Below are 11,958 nucleotides of genomic sequence, written 5' to 3'. Positions count from 1 at the left end.
AGGCAAGCCAATTCATCAGGCAAAAAAAATCCCGGGATCTACCCGGGATTTTTTTAATTCCTTTCGCGTTAGTTCCACTCTGCCAGTTCGACACCACTACCGCTACCGCCATCGCGTTTGAAGCGACTGCGCAGGGCATTCCAGCGTTCGCGCACCGCGTCCAGCTTGGCCGCGCGCACATGGCCGTAGCCCCGCACCTGTTGCGGTAATGCCAGCAGCTCCGCAGCGAACTCCCTGTTGCCTGCCCCCAGGCCTGCAGCCACATCCAACACGGACTGACGCACTTCCCGCGCCCAGCTGCGCTCCTGGCGACGCTCCTGTGTGTAACCAAAGATATCTAGCGGAGTACCGCGCAACACCTTGCCTTTGGCGAGGATAGGCAGTGTTTTTGCCAGCCATGGGCCCAGAGTGATCTTGCGAATGCGCCCGCTGGAATCCGGACGTGCAAGCAACGGCGGTGCCATCAGGAATTTCAGTTTGTATTCGCCACTGAAGGTTTCACGCAACTGGCGCTGGAATTCCTCACCGCTGTACAACCGCGCCACCTCGTACTCATCCTTGTAAGCCATGGCTTTGAACAGGCTCAGCGCAGCGGCGCGAGTCAGAGAGTCTCCGGCGACCGCACCACCAGCCGCCATCAAATTGCGTTCAGCAGTGCGCAGCTTTTCAACCGCCTGATTGAAATGGCGTGCGTAAGCGGCACTCTGGTATTCAGTCAGCTCGCGGGACAGGCGCGCCACCAGCTGGTCGACGCCCTCCTCGGGCTCTACCAGCTTCACCACCTGTGCAGGGCTGAGGAGCTGCTCGATTGCCCGCGGGTTTTCCACCAGCAACCGACCGGCGCGGAACGCGCGCAGGTTGTTTTCAACCGCCACTCCGTTCAGCTCCACCGCGCGCTCGATGGCGCTTTGCGATACCGGCAACAGCCCCTGCTGACACGCATAGCCCATCATCATCAGGTTGGCCGCCACCGTATCGCCAAACAGTGCTTCGGCATAACGGTTGGCATCCAGCGCATGATATTCCCCGGCCACAGACTCAATGCTCTGCGCCGTTTCGTCCGCGGGAAATGCCAGTTCGTTGTTGCGCACAAATGCCGCTACCGGAACTTCCGCGGTATTTACCAGCGCCTTCATTCTGCCGCTGGCAAACTTCGGACGCTGCCCCGCCGCGGTCACCATATCGCAGCCCAGCAGCAGATCGACCGCGCCGTCACGGATACGCGCAGTGGTGATATCTTGCGGCCGGTTACCCACTTTCACATGGGCAACGACTGCGCCATTTTTCTGCGAAAGCCCGGTGAAATACAGCGTGGTGCTGCCTTTTTCCTCGAGGTGGGCAGCCATCCCCAGCAACGCGGCCACGGTGAGTACACCGCTTCCACCGATACCCGCCACCAGGATGCTCAGCGGCTGGTCCAGTTGTGGTTTCGGGGCGTCGGTCAGACCTTGACTAGCCTCGTCGATCGATTCCGCCAGAGATTTCAGCGCCGGCTTTTTCAGCTCGCCACCTTCCACACTGACAAAGCTGGGACAGAAACCATCGGCGCAGCGCATATCCTTGTTACAGCTGGATTGGTTCACCTGTCGCTTGCGCCCAAATTCGGTTTCCAGAGGCTCTACCGCGATGCAACTGGACTGAACACTACAATCCCCACAACCCTCACACACCCGGTGATTGATCAACAGGCGCTTGGCGGGATCCACCATCTGGCCTTTCTTGCGACGGCGACGTTTTTCCGCTGCGCAAACCTGTTCGTAAATGATCGCCGTTACGCCTGCGGTATCGCGCAGCTTACGCTGCACCTCATCGAGGTCGTCGCGGTGGAAAATCTGAACCTCTGCCGGCACCAGGTTGCGATTGGCATTCCAGTAATCGGGGTTCTCGCTCACCAGGCAAACCTGCCCCACGCCCTCTGCCAGCAACTGACGGGACAGCGTGGGCACAGTTACCTCCCCGTCCGCGGGCTGGCCACCGGTCATGGCGACTGCGTCGTTGAGCAGGATCTTGTAGGTAATATTGATCTTGCTTGCCACCGCCTGACGGATGGCGAGCAGGCCGGAGTGGTTGTAGGTACCGTCCCCCATATTCTGGAAGATGTGCTTGTCGCTGGAAAAACGGTGCAGGCCTACCCAGTGTGCCCCTTCCCCTCCCATATGGGAGTAGGTATCGGTGCGCAGACCCTTGCCCAGCGCCATGATGTGACAGCCAATGCCGGCACTGCCGGTACTGCCCTCAGGTAACTTGGTGGAACTGTTGTGCGGGCATCCGGCGCAGAAAATCGGCTCCCTTGCCAGCAGGCCGTTGGCTTTTTGCAAAACACCACTGCCCAGTTTTTCCGCCAGCGGAATCAGTCTCTCCGCCAGTTCGGTGTCCGCCAGCCAGCGGGTGATGGCCTTGGCGACCTGGTCCGGACCGAAGCCCCAGATTGCCGGCAGTAAATCATTGCCGTCGAGGTCTTTCTTGCCGGCCACTTTCGGGCGCTCGCTATCCGGCCAGCTGTAGAACAGGTTCTTCATCTGGTCTTCCACCAGCGGACGCTTCTCCTCGACTACGAGTACACGCTCCATACCGCGGGCAAATTCACTCATCCCCCGCGGCTCCAGCGGCCAGCTCATGGCCACCTTGTGGATCGAGATACCCGCGTCGAGCAGATCCTGTTCACTGAGCTCCAGCAACTTCAACGCTTCCAGCAAATCGCCGTGGGCCTTGCCCACTGTGACGATACCGAAACGTTTCTGTGGTGCGGCCACGATGGTTTTGTCCAATCCGTTGGCATAGGCGAAAGCCTTGGCCGCGGGCAGCCGCTCCTCGAGCATGCGGCGCTCGTACTCCATGCGCTCGGCGGGCCAGTTCAGGTGAGGATCGTAGTTAAGACCGTGTGCGGGGATCGGGAAGGATTTCGGCAAGACAAAGTTCGGCAGCGGTGGCACGACAATGGAAGCGCCGGATTCCACCGTTTCGGTAATCGTCTTGAACCCCACCCACAAACCTGAGAATCGCGACAGTGCGATACCGGCAAGGCCGAGGGTCAGGTATTCATCGATGGTCGCGGGAAACAGCAACGGCATCATGACCGACTCAAAAATCTGGTCGGTGTTGTGGGAGAACATGGAGGATTCCGCAGTGTGATCGTCACCGCAGAGAGCGAGCACGCCACCGAGCTTGGAGGTACCCTGGATATTTGCCTGGCGGAATACGTCGGCACTGCGATCCACACCGTGGCCCTTGCCGTACCAGATGGAGAAGACCCCATCCCGTGTCGCCTGCTGGCGATAGTGATCCAGCAGCTGGGTACCCCAGATATTGGTGGCACCGAGGTCCTCATTGATACCCGGCTCAAAATGGATATCCCGCTCTGCCAGCAGCTTTTTATGGCGCCACAGCGTCTGGTCATAGCCACCGAGGGGGGAACCGCGGTAACCGGAAATAAAGCCCGCGGTATTCAAACCGGCCTGCTCATCCAGCCGCTTCTGCATCAAGGGCAGGCGTACCAGGGCATCAATGCCGGTTAGAAAAACGCGTCCGGAGTCTCGGGTAAACGCAGCTTTGAGGGAGTACTCCCGGTCAAAGCCCAGTTCCTGATCAGTTTCGACCATCGCCATTGGTTAGGACCTTCTCGCATTATCTGGCAAGTACCTGACGCCCGCGGGCAAAGCCCTGCAGCGTCAGTTCCAGCGTTATTGTTTTGATGCCAGTAAACTATCACTGGCAAGTCAGGCAGGTCATACCAAAATCACCACAAAAACTGGACGAGACGGAAAGAATCCACCACACAGAGATCATTTTCTGCAATAATTCATAACTGAAAGCGATTAGGTGAGAATATTTATCAAACTCTGGCTGGGCAGCCGCGTTTCGGGTTGTGGCCGGTCAAAAATTGTGAACCGCTGCTAAGAGTCGGTCACATCAGGTATTCTTCTCTGGTGCCGCAAGCAGCGGTAAATCGCTCACTTTACTGAATTTGGCACTCTCAACTTTAGAGAATCAGGAACACCGGGAAATTATATGGCCTATCTACTGGACGCCATCGACAAGCACATTCTGGAAATCCTTCAGCAGGACGCGACCATCCCCAATATTGAGCTGGCGGAGAAAGTCCATCTGTCACCCTCCCCCTGCTCCCGCCGGGTCAAGAACCTGCACGAGCAGGGCTTTATCAAGCGCGCAGTCACACTGCTGGAACCCGATATGGTCGGCTTACCGGTCAGCGTGTTTATCCAGGTGACCCTCAACCACCAGGTCAAAAAAGAGCTGCAACACTTCGAATCCACCATCGGCCAATGGCCAGAAGTGATGGAGTGCTACCTGATGACGGGGGACTTCGATTACCTGTTGCGGGTAGTGGTACCCAATCTGCACGCGTACCAGGAATTCCTCGACAAGAAGCTAACCGAACTCCCTGGGATCGACCACATCAAGAGCAGCTTTTCCCTGAAACAGGTGAGGTATCGCACGGAGCTTCCGCTGGACCAACTGCTGGAAAAGTAACGCGACTAGCGTCGGAACAACGACAACACGATACTCAGCACCACGCTGACGACGATCATCGTGGTAATTGGGAAATAAAAGCGACTGCGCCCGGACTCGATACGGATATCGCCGGGCAGACGCCCAAACCAACTCAGTAGCCACGGCGCATAATGCAAGATCAAGCCAATCCCGGTCAGCATAATCCCCACGACAATTAACCACCGCGCCATTACTCCACCCTCCTCTGTTCCCTGCCGGATTTCACCGCATCGGACAATTTGCCCTCAGCAAATACAGCTAAACCTTTCCTGTAGCACTCACACCTGGTACTCACACCTAGCACTCACACCCCACTTTCACTTGTCGCCATACGGCGATATCAGAAGATTTCGGCTAGGGTAAAGAATAGCTATCAAGTGCTGTTCACACTGCACACATCAGGTCCAGCCGACAGCAAAGAAAGATGTATTTTCATGCGGAAAAGGATTTTCACGGTCAAATTGATTGCCGCAGTTGCACTCCTGCTCTCCTCTCCGGCCACACTGGCACAAAAGTGCAATTCCGACGGTACCCTCACCTTTATTGGCGCCACTTTTGATCTGACACGCTCGGTCTGGCTGTCCGACACAACCGCTGGCAGTTTTGGCTTAGAGGTGGTCAATACCAAAGACATTGTTGATGAGTGGAGCCTTGCGGCGCCTGGGGCACATATCTCGGTTTCCCCCAACCTCGTGCTGAGCAATGGAGGCACACATGCTTTGCTCGATTTGAGCGGTAACAACCCCTGCACCATTGATATCGATAATCAAAAATCCGACCCCATCATTTTGCCGCAGCTCCCCACGACACGCCCAGTCCCCCCTATCGGCATTATTCCGCCAGGCAATATCACCGACATCATGCCGGAGCTGCCCGTAGTGCGTCCGCCGGTGGACGTAATCACTCCGGAAGTGCCGATAGTGAGACCGCCAGGTGTTGGTATCACCCCCGAAATTCCGACACTAAGGCCACCCGGAACCGGTATCACCCCCGAGGTGCGCCCGCCAGGTACAGGCATCACCCCCGAGATGCGCCCGCCCGGAACTGGTATTACCCCCGAGGTGCGCCCACCCGGGACTGGAATCACCCCGGAGGTGCGCCCGCCAGGTACGGGAATCACGCCGGAAATACGGCCTCCCGGTACCGGCATTACACCGGAGTTACCGGTGCAAAGGCCACCGGAAACAATCACACCGGAGCGCCCCGTCACTGAAACACGCGACGAAATTAGAGACGCGAACCTGTACCAGCGCGGCCAGGATGGCGCTGTTTTCAGATGGGTAGTATGCATAGATCCCGAAACCGGGCATCGGATGACCGCGAACTATTCGGGCGCCGATGTGACCTGCCCGGAAAATTACGATGGCCACTGGTTTGAGGCGGAGGAATTCGACAAATCCGGGCTACCGTTGAGCGCACGCTATCTGGGTGCCCTGTTGACGGGCTATTCGCAACAGCAAGCAAAGTGGCGTGTATGGAGTGAGGCAGACCAGACAGAACTCAGGGACCGGAGAGGAAATAGGAACTTCGATTCCAGCGAGTCGCGCTTGACGCTGGGTTTACATCGCCCGGTGGGCGCGCGCGGGATAGCCGGGATCTCGGTAGCGGCCTCCCATTTCGACAGTAAGGGATTACGGGGATTCCTGCGGACAGATGCCGACCGGATTTCGATCGGGCCTTACGCCGGATACCAGTTTGACTCCGGGCTGTCTCTGACGTCGTCTCTCAATTACTCCCGAACAGATACCGATATTTCCCTCGCCAATTTTCGCGGCAGCAATGACGTAAACGAATGGCTGTTCAACATCGGTCTGGAGGGCTTCCAGCGCTGGGGCAACTGGGGATTCCTGCCGCGGATGCACTTCAACTATTCGTGGTTCGAAACCACCAACTCAAATCTGAGCGGTGAACTGCTGGGCAGGCCACTCACACTGAACTTCCGCAATACCGACGGACACATCAGCTACGTGGAAAGCAGCATCACCATCATGCGGGGATTTAGCATGGGAGACCACGGCATGCTCACCCCCTATCTAGAGCTTGGCGCAACCATCGCATTCGACCTTCAGGATGACTTGCAGGTTGCTCGCGGTGTTACCAGTGGCGGCTATCAGTCCTTAGAACCGCTCAGCGGACTCGCCCGCACGGGAACGCGCTGGGTCGTGTCCGAGCGCAACTACCTGGACCTGGAGGTCTCCCAGACAAGCATTGATGCCAAAGGCCTGGAAATATGGCAAGCCAGACTCTACTTTCTACACGCGTTTTAAGACGGGCATCGACGCGTGTAGAAAGTAGACAAATTGGCAGTCGCTGATACCATCGAAGTGATCCTCTGACAGACGCTTCAACAAGGCTAATAACTATGCGCCTCTCTCATACCCTCGTTGGCGTGTGCGCCATCCTCGCATCCTGGAACCTCCAGGCCACGACGATCGTGCATAACTTCTCCGGTTATCAAACAACCGAACGCGACCTTGAACAGTTCAACACATTGGTGTTTGACCAGGGCAAGGTACTGGCCACCGGTGATTTCGCCCCACTCAGTCAGAAATACCCGGAGGCAACAAAAATTGATGCCGGCGGTAAGGTGCTGTTACCGGGATTAATCGATGCCCACGGCCACGTCCTGGGACAGGGAAGACTGCAGCAGCAACTGGATCTGCGTGACCTGGACCTCCAGAAGACACTCAATGCGATCAAACAATTTTCACGCGATCAACAAACCGGCGATTGGCTGATCGGCCGCGGATGGAACCAGGTACTGTGGCGCGGCAAGCAATTTCCGACACGCCAACAACTCGACGCACTGGATATCGACCAACCGATCTGGCTGCGTCGCATTGACGGACATGCGGGGTGGGCCAACAGCGCGGCAATGGCGCGCGCGGGAATCACCCGCCAGTCAAAGGCTCCCGCAGGCGGCGAGATCATTCGCGATGAAAACGGCGAGCCGACCGGTGTACTCGTGGACAATGCAATGGCCATGCTGGAGAGCGTAATCCCGCAGCCAGACCTCCAGGAAGAAAAAGCCGCTCTCGGTACCGCGTTTGACCTCGCCCTCTCCCTTGGACTGACCGGCATCCACGACGCTGGTGTTGAAAAACAGACACTGGAGGCATACCGCCAACTGGCCGCGGACAAAGCGATCCCGCTACGCATGTATCCGATGATCTCCGGCGATGACAAACACCTGCCCGAGCTCCTTGGTGCCGGTTATGTCGGCGCGCCCGACGAAAAGCTCTATGTACGCAGCATCAAGGTCTATGCCGACGGAGCGCTGGGCAGTCGTGGCGCCGCCCTGCTCCGGCCCTACCATGATCGCCCGGGCGAAAAAGGCCTGCTGATCCACCAGAAGGATGAGCTGTTAAAGCAAATCAAAATGGCCGCGGACAACAAGTTCCAGGTGAACGTGCATGCCATTGGCGATCGCGCAAACCACATTGTGCTGGATATATTCCACACGCTGAATAAAGAAAATGACCAGAAGCCATTCCGCCACCGCATCGAACATGCTCAGGTTCTGACATTGGAGGACATTGAGCAGTTTCCCACTTTGAACTTGATCGCTTCCATGCAACCCGTGCACGCAACCAGCGACAAGAATATGGCTGGCGACCGCCTCGGGGAAAAGCGTCTTGAGGGCGCCTACGCATGGCGGAAATTCCTCAACCAGGGCACCAAAATTGCTTCTGGCTCGGATTTTCCGGTGGAGCCGGTAAATCCACTATTCGGGCTACACGCTGCAGTCACGCGTCGCGACCGACAAGGTCAGCCCGAAAAAGGCTGGCACACGGAAGAAGCAATGACAATGGAAGAAGCTCTACGCTCCTTCACTCTGGACGCCGCCTACGCCAGCCACCAGGAGCAGTTCATCGGCAATCTGGAGCCTGGCAAGTTCGCAGACTTTGTTTTGCTTGATCGCGATATTTTCAAGCTTGACCCGCAAGATATCTGGAAGGCACAGGTACTGGAAACCTGGGTGGAAGGTGAAAAGGTTTACGAGCGACCCGAGTAACCTTCAAAAAATCATCCGTATCTCCCCCCTGCATCTGAAACCACGGGAATAAAAAAAGCCGCACTCCGAATGGAGCGCGGCTTTTTAGTTTAAACCTCAGCGACTGGTTTTTTTAAACCCCACCTGCCGAGATATCTTTTACTCACCCGTCACTGCGGCGGTACCTTCCTCACCTGGCACCGGGAAACCTCGGTCGCGCATCAGCGGCTCGATGCCCGCATCGCGGCCGCGGAATTTGCGGTAAGCTTCCGCCGGATCCATTGCGTTACGCGGCGCGAACAGGTACTTCACCAGCTTGCCGGCTACTTCCTTGTCGTAGAAACCACCTTCGGCTTCGGCGAATGCTTCAGAAGCATCGGAAGTCAGCACGTCTGCCCACATGTAGCCGTAGTAACCCGCAGAGTAGCCTTCACCGGAGAAGATGTGGCCGAAGTGCGGGGTGCGATGACGCATCACCAGTTCGGACGGCATGCCCAGCGCATCCAGGGTCTCGCGCTCGAACTTGTCCGGGTCGATACCTGTGGGATCGGAAGTGTGCAGTTTCATGTCCACCAGAGCGGACGCCAGATATTCGGTGGTAGCGAAGCCCTGGTTGAAATTGGCGGCCTTCTTGATTTTGGCCACCAGCTCCGCCGGGATCGGCTCGCCGGTTTTGGCGTGTACCAGATAGTTGTCGATGATCGGGTCGGTGCTCAACCAGCGCTCCAGCAACTGGGACTGGAACTCGGTGTAATCACGCACGCCGCCGTTCAAAGTCGGGTAGCTCACGTTGGACGCCAGGAAGTGCAGCGCGTGGCCGAACTCGTGGAAGAAAGTTTCCGCATCGTCCCAACCAACCAGTACCGGCTCGCCGGGCGCACCCTTGATAAAGTTGGAGTTGTTGGAGGCCAGTACGGTTTCCTTGCCATCAAAGGTAGTGTGATCCCGGTACATGCTGGCCCAGGCACCGGAGCGCTTACCGGTACGGGCGAACGGATCCAGATACCACAGGCCAATGTGTTCGCCAGAGTCCTTGTCTTTCACTTCCCAGACTTTAACGTCTTCATGGAACACCGGCACACTGCCCTCTTCTACCGGTGTGAAAGTGAAATTGAACAGCTCGCCGGCAACGTAGAACATGCCCTCGCGCAGCTTGTCCAGCTGCAGGTACTGCTTCACTTCATCGGAATTCAGGTCGTACTTCGCCTTGCGGACTTTTTCCGCATAAAAGCGGTAGTCCCATGGCTTGATCTTGATACCGGCTTTTTCCGCATCGGCGACCGCCTGCATATCTGCAACTTCTTCATGCACACGGGCAACCGCCGCCGGCCAAACCGCTTCCATCAGCTCGATGGCATTTTCCGGGTTCTTCGCCATGCGATTCTGCAAGCGCCACTGGGCGTAGTTGTCGAAACCCAGCAATGCTACACGCTCATCGCGCAGCTGCAGGATCTCGGCGATGATCGCGTTGTTATCGTGCTCACCGCCGTTGTCGCCACGGCTGTAGTAGTTGGTCCACACCTTCTCGCGCAGCGCGCGGTCTTCAGAGTAAGTCAGGAACGGATCCATGGAAGAACGGGTGTTCTTGATCGCGTACTTGCCCTTCTGTCCTTTTTCTTCAGCCATTGAGGCAGCCGCTTTGACAAAGGACTCAGGGAGGCCCGCCAGCTGATCTTCGGTCAGGAAGATATCGTAGCCTTCCTCATCTGCCAGTACGTTGTTGGCAAACTTGGTGTGCAGTTCGGCCAGGCGGTTATTGATTTCCGCATAGCGCTTCTTGTCTTCGCCCGACAGGGTCGCACCGTTGGTCGCAAACTCGTCATACACCAGCTCGACAACGCGCTTCTGCTCGGCGCTCAAATCGGAATCATTGCGAGACTCGAAAACGGCTTTCACACGCTGGAACAGCTTGTCGTTCTGAATAATCTTGGAGCTGAAGGCGGCCAGTTTCGGGGCCATTTCCGCCTGCACCGCACGGAATTCCGGAGAAGACATGTTGCCGCTCCAGATACCCCAGTAGGTGAACACCTGGTTCAGCGCCTTGCCGCTGCGCTCCATCTCTTCGATGGTATTGGCGAAGGTCGGCGCTTCCGGATTGTTGGCGATCTTGTCGATTTCGGCCAAATTCTGAGCCATGCCGTATTCCAGGGCTGGCTTCAGGGCTTCCACATCCATCTTGTCGAATGCCGGAACACCGCCATACGGGCCTACCCATTCCGCCAGCAAGGGATTGCTTTTGGCAACGTCCGCAACGATTTCTGCAGAAGCGGATACCTGCTCGGCCGGCTTCGCAGCCTGGACTTGTTCGGGCTCTTTACTGCAACCGGCAACCGTTGCCAGGGCAGCAGCGATGGACATCGCGATCAGTGTTTGACGCATCGACTCGATCCTCTAGTAGTTTGCTTAATTAGAATTATGAGTGCCCGGAGTGTACCGCGGGGTCGAAGATCCCGCTATGCGCTGCGCACCAGCCCAAAACTTCCTGTCGCGAAGTGCATTGCTCGCAGGACTATCCCCCATCACTGATTAACCTTTCGGAGGATTTGACGAGCTGACATTTTTTGCGCCATTTGATAACGACTTATTACGTGGGTAGTTTTAACTGTAGCTTTAGAACCCGTAGCGGCCTGCGCGCTGCGGAAAGCCGACAAATGAGGGGATGCTTATCAGGGAGTTGTGGAATCTGGGATAGGAAGGGGCAGGCGCGTTCGCCGTGTAATAGATACAACCGGGCCATCAGGCCCGGCGCCGGTCCTCTACGACACTGCCGACCGCGAGTAGCTCTTCTTCGTGCTCTGTCTCCCGCCAAGGCTCATCCAGAGCCGCATCAATCCACGACTGTACACCGGGAAGCGCGAGGATACGCTGGCAATAATCCATTGCCTCGCGCCCCAAAGAGAGCTGGTAACCGGTAATGCGGATTACCACCGGTGCAAAGAATGCGTCCACAGCGGTGAACCCGTGCCCGGCCAGAAACGGACCACCAAAACGCGACATTCCCTGTTTCCAGAGTTCCTCGATGCGATCCAGATCCTTCTGCAGTGCCTGATCCACCTGCTTCAGGGATACGGTGACGCCGCAACTCATACTGCACTGATTGCGCAGCGCAAAGAATCCGGCGTGCATCTCAGCAGTCGCACAGCGCGCCCAGGCCCTCGCCTGCTTGTTTTCAGGCCAAACCCCCGGGTGGGACTCGTAGAGATATTCGGTGATGGCGAGGGAATCCCATACGGTGGTATCGCCGTCAACCAGACAGGGCACCAGACCGGTGGGAGAAAACTTGCGGAATTTATTCCAGCTACTGCCCTCGTCGAAGGGCACCAGCTGTTCTTCAAAGGGAATGTCCAGCTCGGTCGCCAGCAGCCAGGGGCGCAGAGACCAGGATGAATAGTTTTTGTTGCCGATAAATAATTGATACATCCCGATCTCCCTATCCGGTGAATTAAACTGAG

The 11,958-nt window shown here is 57.0% G+C and carries 7 protein-coding genes; 3 read left to right on the top strand and 4 right to left on the bottom strand.

What is annotated here, in order from left to right; all coding sequences use genetic code 11:
* Positions 1 to 68: 68 nt before the first annotated feature.
* On the bottom strand, positions 69 to 3,605 hold the full coding sequence (locus B4U49_RS16990; protein ID WP_078085798.1) for an indolepyruvate ferredoxin oxidoreductase family protein: 3,537 nt from the start codon (positions 3,603 to 3,605) through the stop codon (positions 69 to 71).
* 403 nt (positions 3,606 to 4,008) lie between these two features.
* On the opposite strand from B4U49_RS16990, the gene B4U49_RS16985 reads away from it, so the two are divergent.
* Entirely contained in the window at positions 4,009 to 4,491 is a 483-nt protein-coding gene (locus B4U49_RS16985) for an Lrp/AsnC family transcriptional regulator (RefSeq protein WP_078085797.1), read from the top strand.
* Positions 4,492 to 4,496: 5 nt separating this feature from the next.
* Here the strand turns inward: B4U49_RS16985 and B4U49_RS16980 are convergent, their stop codons facing one another.
* Positions 4,497 to 4,703, bottom strand: a complete 207-nt coding sequence (locus B4U49_RS16980) for a DUF2905 domain-containing protein (RefSeq protein WP_078085796.1) — start codon at positions 4,701 to 4,703, stop codon at positions 4,497 to 4,499.
* 186 nt (positions 4,704 to 4,889) lie between these two features.
* Here B4U49_RS16980 and B4U49_RS16975 point away from each other — a divergent pair, with 186 nt between their 5' ends.
* A complete protein-coding gene (locus B4U49_RS16975) occupies positions 4,890 to 6,779 on the top strand; it encodes an autotransporter domain-containing protein (RefSeq protein WP_143735718.1) in 1,890 nt (629 codons plus the stop codon).
* 95 nt (positions 6,780 to 6,874) lie between these two features.
* Positions 6,875 to 8,527 carry an amidohydrolase gene (locus B4U49_RS16970; protein WP_078085794.1) on the top strand — a complete coding sequence of 551 codons (1,653 nt, stop codon included), beginning with the start codon at positions 6,875 to 6,877 and terminating at the stop codon, positions 8,525 to 8,527.
* Between the two features lie 138 nt (positions 8,528 to 8,665).
* Here the strand turns inward: B4U49_RS16970 and B4U49_RS16965 are convergent, their stop codons facing one another.
* The gene (locus tag B4U49_RS16965; RefSeq protein WP_078085793.1) at positions 8,666 to 10,885 is read right to left on the bottom strand and encodes a M3 family metallopeptidase; all 2,220 of its coding nucleotides are present in this window, start codon (positions 10,883 to 10,885) and stop codon (positions 8,666 to 8,668) included.
* A gap of 357 nt (positions 10,886 to 11,242) precedes the next feature.
* Positions 11,243 to 11,926: a glutathione S-transferase family protein gene (locus B4U49_RS16960; RefSeq protein ID WP_078085792.1), complete on the bottom strand. Its 684-nt coding sequence runs from the start codon at positions 11,924 to 11,926 to the stop codon at positions 11,243 to 11,245.
* Between the last annotated feature and the right edge of the window lie 32 nt (positions 11,927 to 11,958).

This window comes from Microbulbifer mangrovi (assembly GCF_002009015.1).
In the GTDB taxonomy this organism is placed as follows: domain Bacteria; phylum Pseudomonadota; class Gammaproteobacteria; order Pseudomonadales; family Cellvibrionaceae; genus Microbulbifer; species Microbulbifer mangrovi.
This window is presented reverse-complemented; position numbering and strand designations above follow the sequence as displayed.